Genomic DNA, 13529 nt, shown 5'->3' on the forward strand with positions numbered 1-13529 from the left:
TCGCAGCCGGGGCCGTCATGAGAAATCCTGCTCTGCGTCGTGGGTCCCCGCAGTGATGCGGTACTCGGACGCAAGCACGGAGGCCATGCGCTCGACCGAGTAGTTCTCTTGGACAACCCTCTGGGCCGAGCCGGCCATCATCACGCGCTCCGCTGCCGTAAGACGAGCGAGTCGCCGCATGCCGCGGACCAGACCCCATGAATGGCTGGTGTTCCACAGAATGCCGTTGACACCATCGTCGATATAGTGCGGGGCTCCGCCGGCTCGCGGCGCCGCCACTGGCAAACCAGCGTCCATCGCCTCCAGTACCGCGATGCCGAACTCCTCCTTCAGACTTGGGCATACGTACCAGACCGGGATCTCGCGAGCGCGATCAGCAAGCGTCCGCTCCAGGCATCTGACCCAGTGGTTGGGTCTGGCCGGCAGCATCGCCAATCGACGCCGCGCTGTCAGGTTGTGTGCGAGGAGGCCGTCGATGTCACGCCTCACACCGTCCTCGACACTCGTCGGCCTGCTCTGTGATCCTCCGACCAGGACGAGTGTGGAGGCGCGCCACATGCCGGACTCCAGCCAGGCGCGCACCAGTTGGTACTGCTGCTTCAAGGGGTGCAGGCGCCCCACACACAGCCAGACCGGCAGGGCCATGTCTTCGGTTCCGAGCGCATCAGGGCGCCGGCTGTCGGCGTACAAGGTCTGCAGGACGGACGCACGGGCCTTCGCGTCCTGCCTCCTTGCCGGGTAGGGCGTAATGCCCTCGGGGGCCGGGGTGGGACCGGCCCCGGCATTGACCGAGTGAATCTGCGGAAAGAAGCGGCCGAGTTGCTCGGCGTTGTCCCGGCCGGGGATGGATACGACGCGTGTGGCTCGAGCGACCAGGCGGTCGGCCAGGTAAACCTTATGGAGATCGAACCTCAGCTCGCGCATGCCCCCAAGATCACTGGCTCTGGTGTCCGCATGCCGCTGACTCACATGGCGGTGCGGATCCGGCGTCACGGTGAACACCACATCGCTGCCGAGCCGCTCAGCGGCCTGCGCCAACGCCAGAGTTCCGTCATCGGCATAACGCAGATGCATGGCATCGATTCGTGGCACCTGGCGCAGCAGATGGGTGGTCCACCACGTGAGCGCACTGTGGTGGAGGCGCATGTCGTACTGGGCGGGGACAGTGGGGGCGTCGACCGGCACCCGCACGATGTGGTGGCCAGGGCTTCGCTCGTACGACAGGCGCGGGTCGTGCAGAAGGTCATCGAGTCCAGCAGCGACCAGTGTGATCACCTGCGCGATGCCGGTCTGGCGGACCAGTTGGTCTCCGAGTCCGGCAAGCAGTACCGAAAGGCCGCCGCTTGCGCCTTGGCCGGGCGTCTCGAGCCCGCCGAGCAGCATGCTCTGGACAACGCAGAGCCCCTCGCTCGCCGGACGGACGGGCAGGTCGAGCCGCGGCGGCTGCGCCAGGAACTTCTCGTAGGGGTCGGATTCCTTGGGGATAGCCGGCAGCGTGGCCTTCCCGGAAGGACTGGCCTGGTGCAGGTAGCGCCACAGCGTGTGCCGCAGACTGCGGTCACGTGTGGTTTGCAGCAGCCGGACCGCCTCGGAGGTGTCGAGCGGACGCAGGTCAGCTGCAACGGCCAGGTCTATCAGGCGCCTTGTGTCCTGCGGTGAAGAGGTGCGGAGCAGCGCCGATGCCAGGCGTTTCCCGGCGTGGGACGCTCCGACTCGGCGCACTGCGTCGGGCCACATCTCGGCCACCGCAATGGTGGCGTGGGGGCTTGTGTGCGTGTGCGCAAGCAGGGTGTCCAACGAGAGTGGAGTTCCGCTCCTGCGGGCGCGCCGCAGCTCAGCCACCGCGCGGTCTTGGGGGCTCAGGAATGCGGGGCTGACCTGGTCGCAGGCGCCCAGAGACGCCGGGCCGTACTCGGCCTGGAGCATCCGTTGCAGGACACTGTCGCCGGCCGCTGGCGGCTCCTGGTCGAAAGTTTGGGGGCTCCCAACGGTGGCCCGAGCCCGGACGAAGGTGTCGACCACCAGCTCTGGACCGGTGGCATCCCTGCGGGAGGAAAGGTGGGGGGCCACGAGCAACTCCTTGTCACGAACGGCTGGCGCGGGGTTTTCAGCAGGTGCAGGCGCATCGGATGCAGGAAGAGTTGATCGTCGCGGTCCGCGAGTGTTCAGGCCGGACCGGAGGCAGCCTTGGATTCGGTGAGCGCATTGACGATCAGGCAGTCGTCATCCGTGATGGGCAGTTCCAGAGGTGGACGGAGCGGCTTCCGGCGATCCCACGGCCGGCGAAACCGGCGGAATAGCCGTAAGAGCGTGGGACTGGGCGGGCCGCGATCGCCATCATGTGATCTCCGCGTGTCCATTCAGGCGGTGTCGAGGTCCCTGGGTTGTGGTGCTTGATTCGCTCGTCTCTCGTTCGGATGAGCCACCAGAGATGGATGCACCAACTGAGCCTTTTGCTGTTTCCGGTCTGGTGTGACGCTCTTTCTGACCTGGGGGCTGGTGTGGCCAGGGCTTTGTCCGCGCTCTCCCCGGGCCGGAGGTGTGCGCGCTCCAGGTGCATCCGGGAGTGTGCGCCTTCAGGAAGGGTGAGATGCAATCGCGTCGCGTCCAGCGGCACGCGCCTATGGCGAGAGGGAGAGCATGCCGCGCGTTGTGGTGGTGAGCCCGCCGTTCAGCTCGCATGCGGAGCCGTTGGCCTCCCTGGCTGCGGCGCTTCGCCGCACCGGGGCCGATGTCCATTTCGCCTGCGCGCCTGGGTTTCAGGACCTCGCTCATCGGGCCCAGGTCCTTTTCGAGACTCTCGTCGTGACACGCAATGCGAACACGGGCGTCGCGGAGTCCACCGCACAGTCCTCCCGGGACGCACAACGACTCGCCGACTTCTTGGAGTCCACGCGACGAGGAGCAGTATCGGCGCTCCTCACTCAGGCGGCCCACCGGCGCGACGACATGCTGCCGGATCCAGGGGCAGTGCTTGACGCGATGCGCGCGTTGCACGCCCGGGTACGAGCCGACTGGTACGTCGTCGACCAGCTGAGCTATCCCGTCACCCTCGCCCTGCACTGTCTGCGGCTGCCCTACGCCACCTTGTGTCCGGGGCATCCAAGCTATGTGCTGGGCAGCGACGACGCGTTCTTCGGGATGCCACACAGCTGGCCGTCCCGCATTCGCCCCACGTCTCAGGACCTGGCCGCACTGCAGGCATCGGTGAAGGACAACGACCGGGCGTTCACTGCGGCGTTCGCGGATGTCGCGCGCAGTTCCGCACCAGGTTCCCCGTCTCCCGGGCGGGCCTTCGCGCTCACCTCCTCTCACGCGGTGGTCTATTCCTATCCGCATCTGCCGTGGCTGCCGGCCCGGCCCCACGGACCGGCTCACTTCTTCGCCGGGCACATGGTGGGACTTCAGCGTCCGCTTCCCGCACGATGGGTGGACCGCGTGACGAAACTACGAGGTGACGGGCGACGCCTGGTGCTGGTGGCCCTCGGTACCTTTCTGTCCGCGCGAGATGACGTGCTGCGTGCTGTGGCACGAAGCATTCTCGAGTCGTTCGACGACGTGGGCGTCATCGTGGCCGGAGGGGGACGCACCGCCGCTTTGGAAGACCTGGCCGGCGAACGATGCCTGGTCTTCCCGACCGTGCCGCAGCAGGCGCTCCTCGAGCAGGTCGACGCCATGGTGCATCACGGTGGCGCGAACTCGTTCACCGAGTGTCTGCGGGCCGGAGTTCCTGCCGTCGTACTTCCCTTCTCGAGTGACCAGTTCAGCGTTGCCGCAGATGCTGAACGGGCGGGAGTGGCAGCCGTATTGGACCCCAACTCGCTGAGCGAGCGCGATGTGCCGAACGCACTGCGCACACTGTGGTCGGGCCGCCGACGGCCGCTGGGCATCGTGGCGGCCGGTGCGGTGCGGGAGCGGGGACCAGCGTGGGCAGCAACGCAACTGCTCGAGGCAATGAGCCGGCCCCAGGGCCATCACCACCGCACCGGCTAGAACCACGGCTTCACGACAGGCAGCGAGAGAGCCCAGCGATCCCGGCGCCCGTTACCACGTCCTTCTGTACGCCCACGCGGACCCGGCCACCTGCACGACTCACACCTCGACTTCGGAGCGGCCAGTCAGGACGCTCCGAAGTCACTGCCGACTCTTTCCCGCCGACCGCGCAACGGTGCCTACGGGGTCCCGGTCCCGATGGGCTTGGGAGTGACGCTCGGTGCGATCGCCGTGGTGCCTGCCGCTTGGAGTGCCCTGCGCGCGGCTGCCTCTTTCGCCGCCTCTCGCGGATGGCGCCGCCGCCAGTAGGGGTTGTCGTGCGGCAGCCGACTGGACACGCGCCCGTACATGCCGAACGTCAGGATGACCAACCCCATGACGAAGCTGAAGATGACGTTGGTCATGCCGAAATCAAGCACGTTCGCGCCCTTGTCCAGGATAAAGATGTGGACGAAACCGCTGATCAGAAACAGGGTGCCGACGATCATGTTGAGCGTCGAAGCGATGTTCCCCCCGACGACGCCCCCGGCGATGAGGGCGAGACCGACGACCACGGAGATGAGGCTCAGAACCCCGTTGGTGCTCATGCCTGCGATCTCACCACCGCTGGTGTTGAAAGGACTCAGCTGGTCGGCGAAGCCGAGACAGCCGAACACCAGCAGGACGCCGCCGCAGAACGCGGCACCCCACCTGTACACCTGCGCCAACTTGTGGTCGAGGGGAAGTTCATCCTTGAGTTCCATGATGCGGGCACCTCTCTGATCGCATGTCGCGCCTTGTGCCCCCCGACCTCGATTCTTCTCAAATGGGTCCCGCGGTTGCATTCAGCGCAAATTGCCACCGCATGCATGGCTTGCGCCCAGGAAACCCAGGGCGGTCGTCAGGAACTGATCCGCGCCGTCGAGCCATGGGAAGTGTCCGGTTCCGGGTTGCACAACGAAATCGGCATTCGGAAACAGTCCAGCAAGCTCGGCACTCGTGGACGGAGGAGCGCCCGGGTCGACCTCACCGGTGAGCACGAGGACGGGTGCCGAGAAGCAGGCGATCGCCGCACGGGTGGCGTGCGGGGTGAAGGCGCCATCGGCGCCGAAAGCGGCCACGACCTCCATGTTCATCTGCTTCTCCTCGGCCGCCTGATGAGCCCGGGCCGCTTCGTCCCAGCGGCCGTAGGAGAACGGGGCGATGGCCTGCCAAGTACCGGTGTCGGCCTGGCCCGCTGCGATCGCCTCCAGGGCCGCGAACGCCTCAGGGAACCACGGCTCACTGCGACGCAGGCGCACGGTCTCGCGCCGCAGGTCCGCGGTGATCGCGATCCCGACGGCTCGAACGCTCGGCGTGACCAATACGAGCCTGCTGATACGTTCCGGACAGCGGCTCACGTACTGCACGGCCAGGTTGGCACCGCCAGAATGAGCCAGCAGGTCCATCCGGTCAAGGCCCAGGTGCTCCCTGAGTGCTTCTACGTCGTCGACCATCCGGTCGCAGCGGCAGAGGGCGAGGTCATCCGGCATCGCGGAGGCGCCGGTGCCACGAAGGTCCAGCCGGACCACCTGCCGGTGCGCGGGCAGGCAGCCGAGATCGCCCAGGTAGGCCGAGTCCTGCGGTCCCCCCGGCAGGCAGACCAACGGCGGGCCTTCCCCGGAGACGTGGTAGGCGAGTCTGGCTCCGTCGTACGAGGTGAAGAACTCCATGTGGCACAGCCTGGGGAGCGGCCAAGCGTGTCCGCTACCGTTTAGCCCCTGCTAAATGATGGGGGCCGGATGGCAGTCGAGTTCAGGTTCACCGCGGCGTCTGTCGCCAAGGTTCGATTTGCCGTCTCGCCCCTGGGCGAGACGGTTCTGGCCCTGCGAACCCTGCTCGGCGCGGGCGGGCACACCGTGCACCAACCGTGGCTGCGCAGGACCCGGCCGCTGCTGGCAGGCGAGCCCGAGTTGCCACTTCTACGGGCTCTCATCTCGGGGCCGATGCCATCATTCCTGTTCCCGGTGCCGCATGAGCGGCTGCCGTCGATCGCGACGGAGCTGGACCTGCTCCGGGCCACGGACGAAACCTTCTTCCGGCGGGAGTGCAGCGCGGTCCTGGGCGCACCGATCGAGAACGTCCCGGAACCGGATACGGTCCTGCCTCGGCTTGCGGAGGCGCTTCACCGCTGTCACGAGCGGCTGATCTCTCCGCAATGGGGCCGGATGCGCGCGGTGCTGGAAGCCGACGTCGGCAGGCGGGCGCTCACCCTGGTGAACGGCGGTACGCAGGCACTCTTCGCCGAGCTGCACCAAGACATCGCCTGGGACGGTGGCCAATTGGTGGTGCACGGCCGCCGCACCCCGCACTCCGTGCACACCGTGGATACCGGCGGTCATGGGCTGGTGCTGCTGCCCAGCATCTTCAACTGGCCGAACATCGGCGTCGACAAGTCCCCGGTCGAAGCGGCTTCGATTCGCTATCCGGCGGTGGGCGTCGGCCTGCTCTGGGAACCGCCCCCGCCGGCCCTGGCGGGCCTGGCCCCTGTGCTGGGCCGCACGAGGACGGAGCTCCTCGCCGCCCTGGCCGAGCCTCTGACAACTGCCGCCCTGGCCGGCCACCTGGGCGTCACCCCAAGCGCTGTCTCGCAGCACCTGGGTGCCCTGCGCGGCGCGGGTCTGGTGTCGACGCACCGCAACGGCCGCATGGCCCTCCATCTGCGCACGGAGCGAGCGAACCACCTGCTGGCGCCCTCAGCGTCGTAGACGCCGCCAACCGCCGCCAAGGGGCATGCCCCCTCCGAGTCGGAACATCGATCGCTCCAAAGGCGAAGCACCCGTCAGCCGTCGTACCCGTCGCCCCCCGACGCGGTCTTGGAGAAGCCGTCGTGCCAGGCGGCCTTCGCCCCTGAGTCGCCGATGCGGTAGACGTCCACCACAGCTCCCACGGAGACGACGATCGCCAGCACCGCGGCCGCGATGCGCACGAGCGCGGCGGACAGTTGGGTACGGCCGCCCGAGGAGCCGGATCCGGATGCGGCGGCGCGGCGAGCCATCCACCAGATGGCGACCGCCAAGAGAAACAGGCACCCGACCCAGGGCAGCAGACCGTCACCGAGCGAGGCATGCCGCCGCACCAACGCGTCGCGGTCTACGTGCCTCTCCAGCCACTCACCGGCCTCCGTGGTCAGCGGAACGCTGACGAGCGTGACCAGGGCCAGCAACGGCAGCACGATCCCCATGCGCCGTGCAACTCTCGGCCAGATCGCGCAGACCGCGAGTGCCAGGGCGGTGAGGGGAACGAGCACAACGACGAAATGCACGAGCAGAATATGCGCGGGCAGTCCGTTGATCAGGCTCATCAGAGCTCCTCCAGCGGGTCGGTCATGCGATGTGCCGTCAGGCGCGCCAGCCTGGCACAGGAAGTTCTGAGCTCCTTCTGAGATCACGCACGACCAGCCCTCGCTCGTCGCGCGCCATGTGATGGACGCCGTACAACCGACGATGTGCCAGTCAGGCCACTGACTTCCCGTCAGAGCGAGCGCGCTTCACGGGGTCCTCGCCCCCACGACGGGCAGGCATGATCCAGACGCGTGTGCGGAGGGCCGACCAGCCCCGTGTCAAGGCCGGCCAGTCCCTGCCCCGGGCCTCGACGCCGGGATGAGATGAGGAGAGACCGATCCAGCAGTCTCTGCGCCGGTCCTACCGAGGTGTGCCATGACCCACTCCGCCCGCACAGCAGCACGACGGCGCCGTTCGAGTCGCGCAGCCGTGTCACCGCGACTCGAACCAGTTCTTCTGGCCGTCACATCAGCAGCCCTGATCGCCGGTGCCGTCGCCTGGCTCACGGATGCCGTCGCCCTCGCCGACCTGTTCTGGGCGATAGGAACCGTCTCCGCCGTCGTCCCCGCAGTGGGATGGGTGCTGGCCGCCCTGCGGCGCGGACAGGCAGGCGTGGATCTGATCGCCGTGCTCGCGCTCGGCGGCACCGTGGCCGTGGGCGAGTACCTGGCCGGTGCCCTCATCGCGCTCATGCTCGCCACCGGCCGCACCCTGGAAGCCGTGGCCCAGCGGCGCGCCTCCCACGACCTGCGCGCCTTGCTCGAGCACTCCCCGCGCTCGGCACATCGCCGCACTGATACCGGAGTGGACACGGTGCCGCTGGGCGAGGTCGCCGTCGGCGACCTGCTCGTCATCCGCCCAGGTGAAGTCGTCGGCGTCGACGGCCTCGTGGAGAGCACGGCCGCCGTGCTCGATGAGTCGGTACTGACCGGTGAGACCCTGCCGGTCGAGCGACCCCGTGGCGAAGGCGTGCGCAGCGGTGTGGTCAACGCGGGCGGCGCCTTCGAACTGCGCACCACCGCGGCCGAACAGGACAGCACCTACGCAGAAATCGTGCGGCTGGCCCGGCAGGCCGGGGCCGAGTCCGCGCCGCTGGTGCGGCTGGCCGACCGGTACGCGGCCTGGTTCCTTCCCGTGTCCCTCGCGGTGGCGGGGCTGGCTTGGCTGATCAGCGGATCCGTCGTACGCGCGGTCGCCGTCCTGGTCGTCGCCACCCCCTGCCCCCTGCTGCTGGCCGCCCCCGTCGCCATCGTCTCCGGCCTGTCCCGGGCCTCCCGCCTCGGCGTCATCATTCGCGACGGCGGCGCGTTGGAGAACCTCGGCCGCGGCCGCACTCTCGTGCTCGACAAAACCGGCACGCTCACCCGCGGGCACCCTCGCGTCCTCGACGTCACCGCCGCCCCCGGCCTGCGGCCCGCGGAAGTGCTGCGCCTGGCGGCCTCGGTCGACCAGTACTCGCCGCACGTCCTGGCCCGGGCCCTCGTCGACACCGCTCGGGAACGCGGACTGGAGTTGTCCGCCCCGACCGAAGTCACCGAAGAACCCGGCACAGGGGCCACCGGCACCGTGGACGGACACCGGGTCTCCATCGGCCGCCTCGGCCCCGCAACCGCACATCCCGCCTGGGCCAGGGCAGTTGACCACCGCGCCCTCCTCGACGGTGCGGCCGTCGCTTGGCTCACCCTCGACGGACAGCCGGCCGGTGCCGTCCTGCTGATCGACCCTCTACGCAATGACGCACCCCGCACCCTGCGCCACCTACGGGCGTCCGGTATCGATCGACTGCTGATGCTGACCGGTGACCGCACGGCACCCGCCCGTGAAGTCGCCTCCGTTCTCGGCCTCGACGTCGTACGCGCCGAACTCTCCCCGGCCGACAAAGTGGCCGCCGTGCGAGCCGAACGTGAACGCGCCGTCACCATCATGGTCGGTGACGGTGTCAACGACGCCCCCGCCCTCGCCGCGGCGGACGTAGGCGTCGCCATGGGTGCCCACGGCTCCACCGCCTCCTCCGAAGCCGCCGACATCGTCCTGACCACCGACCGCGTCGGCCGTCTCGCCGACGCCGTCACCCTCGCCCAGGGCGCCCGTCGGATCGCCGTCCAAAGCGCTCTCGGCGGCATGCTGATGTCCTTGGCCGCCATGGCCGCAGCTGCCGTGGGCCTGCTCCCGCCCGCTGTCGGCGCACTCTTGCAGGAGGGTATCGATGTCACCGTCATTCTCTACAGCCTGCGCGCCCTGCGACTCGGTCAGGCCGCGCGGCCGGCCCTCACCCCCGCCGCCGAGGCTCTCATCCACCGTTTCGCCGGCGAGCACGACGACCTCCAGGACGTCCTCGACGCGGTACGCGACGCAGCCGACCGCCTCTCCGACGCCCCTGGGCCCAAGGCTCTGGCCGCAGCCGAGGCGACCCATCGCCTGCTCACCGACCGACTGCTGCCCCACGAGTACGCCGAAGAACACCAGCTCTACCCAGCCCTCGCCCCCACCCTCGGCGGTCCCGAATCCACCGCCACCATGAGCCGAGCCCATACCGAGATCGAACGTCTCTCCCGCCGCATCGCCACCCACGTGCAACTGGCCCACGCCGAAGGCGGCCTGGCGCCCGAACAACTCGACGATCTGCGCGCCTGCCTCTACGGCCTCAACACCGTCCTGCGTCTGCACTTCGCCCAGGAAGAGGAGAACTACTTCTCGCTCGCACCGTAGAGATGCCCGTCCGCAGAACCTTCGCCACGTCAGGGCCGACGAACTGCGGGCGAATACGACACTGGGACGACGGCGGGTCTACGCCGTCCCTCCGTAGCATGAGGAGCGTGACGCTCCGAGAACCGCATCGGGCCGCTCCGGCTGTTGGGCGGTGGCGTGCAGTGCTGGTGCTTGCGCTGCTGGCCGGGCTCTTGGGCATGCATGCCTTGGCGCCTGTGGCCATGATGCGCCCACGGGCCATGCAGGAGCACGCGGTTGTGACCGTCGCCGCTCAGGGGGCGTGCCACGGCGGTGAACGGGGCGGAGGGCATGCCCATCATGCCGATCCGGTCTGTGCGTCCAGTGCGATCAGCGGCGGATTCCGGCTGCCCCCGCCGGCGCTCTCCGGAAGTGAAACGCCTGCCGCGGACCGCGCAGTGTGGCGTCAGGTGCCATCAGCACCGCAAGAGGCCCGTGGGCCGCCGGATCTGACTGTTCTCCAGGTGCTGCGGACGTAGGAGAGGCCGCGCCGCCGGTTCTGCCCGCTGGGCCGGACGCGCTGCGGCAGACGGCTCTGTCCACGACCACCGCACACCAGGAGATCAACCATGACCACCACCCGTACCGTGGCTCGCCGCACGGCTCTGACCGTCGCCGCCCTGACGACGGCGCTCACTCTTGCCGCGTGCGGCAGCGACAGCAGCACCTCCTCGCCCAAGGGCACAGCCCCGGCGAACGCGCGGAACACCACAGGTGCCCTCAACGACCAGGACGTTTCGTTCGCCCAGGGCATGATTCCCCATCACCGGCAGGCACTGCAGATGGCACGCCTGACCGACCGTCGCGCCGCCTCCCCCGACGTCAAGGACCTCGCGGCGCGCATCGAAACGGCTCAGGGCGCGCAGATCAGGACGATGTCCGGCTGGCTGAGGGCCTGGGGGGGACGACGTGCCCTCCTGGTCCATGCCCGGCATGGGCCAGGACAGGTCCCCTGGGGTGCCCGGGATGATCGACCAGGATCACATGAACGGCCTACGTCGGGCGTCCGGCACGGGCTTCGACACGATGTTCCTGACCATGATGGTCAAACACCACAACGGCGCCGTCCGGATGGCCGTGATCGAGAAGAACGAAGGACGTTACGGTCCCGCCATGAAGATGGCCCGGACCATCATCGCCACCCAGAACGCCGAGATCACGGAGATGAACACGATGCTGGGCAAGGGCTGACACCGGAAGCCCCACCCGTGATCGTGGGGTCTCCGCTTACGGGTGGAGACCCCGTACGGCCACAGGTCAACTCTCGCGCCAGACAAGCTTGAGGAGCCGGTTCTTGGCGTCCTCAGCGACATCGGGGGCGGTGACCACGTCGTAGCGGGCGGCGACGATCTGGCTCCGGGAGGCGAAGTCGCGACGGCCTCGGGTGAGGGCATGGCCGGTGCAGCCGAACAGGGCGCCGAAGGCCGGCCCCGGTCAGCGCGGCACGGCCGACGGTCAGGCGGCCGAGAACGGTTTCGACCACGCGCGGATCGCTGCCGATGATCGCGGTGCGCTCCACCGGGAAGTGGCTGTCGGACAGGAAGTCGACCGCCCGCTGGGCGCCTTCCTAGGTGGGGTAGGAGCCGACGACCGGCCGGTCGTCGAGGGTGGGCTGCTGTTCGGTCACAGAGGCTCTACTTCCAGGACGGGCGCCTGTGCGGCCGCACGCTCGGCCGTGCCACCACGAGTGCCGCACCCGGCGACGCCCATGTGCTCCGGGGATTCGTGGTGGATGGACTCCCGTGCGGCGGACTGCGAGGGGCCAGAACGTGGGAATGAGGGCGGCCATGCGGCGGGGCATCCCGCCGGTCGCAGCGCCGCGGTCCGCGCCGAAGGCCCCCACTGCGGTTCAGGCCCTACGCTGAGCAAACTCCCCCCGACGGCACAGGAAGTCCTGTCACACTCCCGCCCGGGCCGCGACGAGGCGAGCACCGTCCGCGAGTGTGGTGAGGTCCTGGTAGTCGTCCTCGTCGAGACGGACCCCCGTCAGCCCGGAGAGGACCTCGACGAACTCCAGGAAGTCGAGCGAGTCGACCTCCAGGACGTCGCGGAACTTCTCGTCGGGGCCGACGGAGGCGAAGCCCGCGTCGGGCACGACGCGGGAGAGCGCCTCCCTGACGAGGCCGAGTGCCTGTTCGTACGTCATAGCTCCTCCGGGTGCTGCAACAGGCGGTCGACAGTGGTGAGGTAGCGGGCGCCCACGGCGCCGTCGGAGGCCCGGTGGTCGGCACTGAGGGTGGCGGTCACCATGGGGTGGACGCCGAGCAGACCGTTCACCGCGCAGGGGCGGTCGGTGACCGCGCCGAAGCCGACGACTGCCACCTGGGGCGGAAGGATGACACCGAGGACCGTCTCGATGCCCTGGTCTCCCAGGTTGGTGACGGTGAGGGTGGCGTCGGTCAGTTCGCTCGCGCGCAGGCGGCCGGCGCGGGCGCGGCCCGCGAGGTCCTTCAACGCGGCCATCAGGGCAGGAAGTTGCAGAGTGTCCGCGTCCCGTAGGACCGGTGTGAGCAAGCCTCCGCCGCGCAGGGACACGGCGACGCCGAGGTGAACCCCGTCACCGGGTTCGAAGTGGTCGTCGTGCCAGTAGCCGTTGAGGTCGGGTACTGCCCGGGCGGCGCGGGCTGCGGCCTTGAGGAGCAGCGCGGCAGGCAACACCCTCTCCTTCACCGGGCGTTGACGGTTGGCGGCACGCAGCCAGGCGAGCGCCGTCGCGAGGTCGAGGGTGGTGGACAGGTAGTAGTGCGGGATCTCGCGCTTCGAGCGGGCCATGAGATGTGCGATGGTTCCGCGCATGGATTGGCCGCCGCCGTGCTGTTCCGGTGGGCGAGTCACCGGGGCAGGACGTCCGCCCTTTCCCTTCGTGGCGGCCCCGGCCGCACGCACGTCCGCGGCCCGCACGGCCCCCTGTTCACCCGTCCCTTGGAGGGCGGTGAGATCGATGTTCAGTTCCTCGGCAACTTTGCGGGCGTACGGGGTGGCCCGCACGCGTGGGATGCCTGCCACCGAGGCTCGATCCACGTCGTGGCGGGTGACGCGCCCACCGCGACCGGTGCCCCTGATCCGCGCTATGTCCACGTTCCTGTCGTGGGCCAGGTGCCGTACGAGAGGGCCCGTCACAGGAGGTCCCGCAGCGACCGGAGCCCTTGCCGGCGGCCTGGCGAGCTGCGGAACGAGGTTCTCGGTGGGAGTTGCGGGCACGACAACCGGCACGGCCACCAGCGGCTTCTTGGCGGCCGGTTCACGCCGCGCCTCGGTCGGCGCCCGTGTGTCGGCCGTTTCGATCACGGCGAGCGGCGCCCCCACGGGCACGCGGGTGCCTGGCTCAACCAGCAGCACACCTACGGTACCGGTCTCGAAGCACTCCACCTCGATGGTCGCCTTGTCCGTCTCGACGACCGCGACGACGTCGCCCTTGGCCACGCGCACACCGGGCGAGACGAGCCACTCCTGAAGCACGCCCTCGTCCATGTCGGCGCCCAGCGACGGCATGGTGAACTCGGCCAT

At 69.0% G+C, this 13529-nt stretch carries 12 protein-coding genes and 1 pseudogene; 6 read left to right on the forward strand and 7 right to left on the reverse strand.

The window, feature by feature from the left end; translation table 11 throughout:
- Positions 1-15: 15 nt before the first annotated feature.
- Complete coding sequence (locus tag M4J07_RS48110) at positions 16-2070, reverse strand: glycosyltransferase (protein ID WP_255965803.1); 2055 nt, start codon at positions 2068-2070, stop codon at positions 16-18.
- Between the two features lie 570 nt (positions 2071-2640).
- On the opposite strand from M4J07_RS48110, the gene M4J07_RS00675 reads away from it, so the two are divergent.
- Entirely contained in the window at positions 2641-3993 is a 1353-nt protein-coding gene (locus tag M4J07_RS00675; RefSeq protein ID WP_255965805.1) for a glycosyltransferase, read from the forward strand.
- 179 nt (positions 3994-4172) lie between these two features.
- On the opposite strand, the gene M4J07_RS00680 is transcribed toward M4J07_RS00675, so the two are convergent.
- Both M4J07_RS00680 and M4J07_RS00685 read right to left on the reverse strand, forming a co-directional pair.
- Positions 4173-4736, reverse strand: coding sequence for a DUF4383 domain-containing protein (locus M4J07_RS00680; protein WP_255965807.1), 564 nt, complete (start codon positions 4734-4736; stop codon positions 4173-4175).
- A gap of 81 nt (positions 4737-4817) precedes the next feature.
- Positions 4818-5684 (reverse strand): alpha/beta fold hydrolase, encoded by an 867-nt coding sequence (locus M4J07_RS00685; protein ID WP_255965809.1) that lies wholly within the window; start codon positions 5682-5684, stop codon positions 4818-4820.
- Between the two features lie 69 nt (positions 5685-5753).
- On the opposite strand from M4J07_RS00685, the gene M4J07_RS00690 reads away from it, so the two are divergent.
- Positions 5754-6719 (forward strand): ArsR/SmtB family transcription factor, encoded by a 966-nt coding sequence (locus M4J07_RS00690; RefSeq protein ID WP_255965812.1) that lies wholly within the window; start codon positions 5754-5756, stop codon positions 6717-6719.
- 74 nt (positions 6720-6793) lie between these two features.
- Here M4J07_RS00690 and M4J07_RS00695 read toward each other — a convergent pair whose 3' ends face one another.
- Entirely contained in the window at positions 6794-7315 is a 522-nt protein-coding gene (locus tag M4J07_RS00695; protein WP_255965814.1) for a DUF2231 domain-containing protein, read from the reverse strand.
- Positions 7316-7670: 355 nt separating this feature from the next.
- Here M4J07_RS00695 and M4J07_RS00700 point away from each other — a divergent pair, with 355 nt between their 5' ends.
- The 4 genes and pseudogenes from M4J07_RS00700 to M4J07_RS48120 all read left to right on the forward strand — a co-directional run bounded on the left by M4J07_RS00700 (position 7671) and on the right by M4J07_RS48120 (position 11213).
- Entirely contained in the window at positions 7671-10004 is a 2334-nt protein-coding gene (locus M4J07_RS00700) for a heavy metal translocating P-type ATPase (RefSeq protein ID WP_255965816.1), read from the forward strand.
- 98 nt (positions 10005-10102) lie between these two features.
- A complete protein-coding gene (locus M4J07_RS00705) occupies positions 10103-10501 on the forward strand; it encodes a DUF6153 family protein (RefSeq protein ID WP_255965818.1) in 399 nt (132 codons plus the stop codon).
- Positions 10502-10804: 303 nt separating this feature from the next.
- Positions 10805-10885 (forward strand): annotated as a pseudogene (locus tag M4J07_RS48115) (DUF305 domain-containing protein); the annotation flags it as partial.
- 61 nt (positions 10886-10946) lie between these two features.
- On the forward strand, positions 10947-11213 hold the full coding sequence (locus M4J07_RS48120; RefSeq protein ID WP_308284710.1) for a DUF305 domain-containing protein: 267 nt from the start codon (positions 10947-10949) through the stop codon (positions 11211-11213).
- Positions 11214-11325: 112 nt separating this feature from the next.
- On the opposite strand, the gene M4J07_RS48125 is transcribed toward M4J07_RS48120, so the two are convergent.
- From M4J07_RS48125 to M4J07_RS00725, 3 genes are all read right to left on the reverse strand, one after another.
- Positions 11326-11541 carry a hypothetical protein gene (locus tag M4J07_RS48125; RefSeq protein ID WP_308284711.1) on the reverse strand — a complete coding sequence of 72 codons (216 nt, stop codon included), beginning with the start codon at positions 11539-11541 and terminating at the stop codon, positions 11326-11328.
- A gap of 378 nt (positions 11542-11919) precedes the next feature.
- On the reverse strand, positions 11920-12168 hold the full coding sequence (locus M4J07_RS00720; RefSeq protein WP_255965819.1) for an acyl carrier protein: 249 nt from the start codon (positions 12166-12168) through the stop codon (positions 11920-11922).
- The gene (locus M4J07_RS00725) at positions 12165-13529 is read right to left on the reverse strand and encodes a dihydrolipoamide acetyltransferase family protein (RefSeq protein ID WP_255965820.1); all 1365 of its coding nucleotides are present in this window, start codon (positions 13527-13529) and stop codon (positions 12165-12167) included. The genes M4J07_RS00720 and M4J07_RS00725 overlap by 4 nt, the downstream gene beginning before the upstream one ends.

Source organism: Streptomyces longispororuber, from assembly GCF_024448165.1.
GTDB classification, from domain to species: Bacteria; Actinomycetota; Actinomycetes; order Streptomycetales; family Streptomycetaceae; genus Streptomyces; species Streptomyces longispororuber_A.

Excerpts from the sequence above, each read along its gene's own strand:
- M4J07_RS00685 (WP_255965809.1), bottom strand. The coding sequence starts at position 5,684 with ATGGAGTTCTTCACCTCGTACGACGGAGCCAGACTCGCCTACCACGTC.
- M4J07_RS00680 (WP_255965807.1), bottom strand. The coding sequence starts at position 4,736 with ATGGAACTCAAGGATGAACTTCCCCTCGACCACAAGTTGGCGCAGGTG.
- M4J07_RS00720 (WP_255965819.1), bottom strand. The coding sequence starts at position 12,168 with ATGACGTACGAACAGGCACTCGGCCTCGTCAGGGAGGCGCTCTCCCGC.
- M4J07_RS00695 (WP_255965814.1), bottom strand. The coding sequence starts at position 7,315 with ATGAGCCTGATCAACGGACTGCCCGCGCATATTCTGCTCGTGCATTTC.
- M4J07_RS00725 (WP_255965820.1), bottom strand. The coding sequence starts at position 13,529 with ATGGCCGAGTTCACCATGCCGTCGCTGGGCGCCGACATGGACGAGGGC.
- M4J07_RS00700 (WP_255965816.1), top strand. The coding sequence starts at position 7,671 with ATGACCCACTCCGCCCGCACAGCAGCACGACGGCGCCGTTCGAGTCGC.
- M4J07_RS48120 (WP_308284710.1), top strand. The coding sequence starts at position 10,947 with ATGCCCGGCATGGGCCAGGACAGGTCCCCTGGGGTGCCCGGGATGATC.
- M4J07_RS00675 (WP_255965805.1), top strand. The coding sequence starts at position 2,641 with ATGCCGCGCGTTGTGGTGGTGAGCCCGCCGTTCAGCTCGCATGCGGAG.
- M4J07_RS00705 (WP_255965818.1), top strand. The coding sequence starts at position 10,103 with ATGAGGAGCGTGACGCTCCGAGAACCGCATCGGGCCGCTCCGGCTGTT.
- M4J07_RS00690 (WP_255965812.1), top strand. The coding sequence starts at position 5,754 with ATGGCAGTCGAGTTCAGGTTCACCGCGGCGTCTGTCGCCAAGGTTCGA.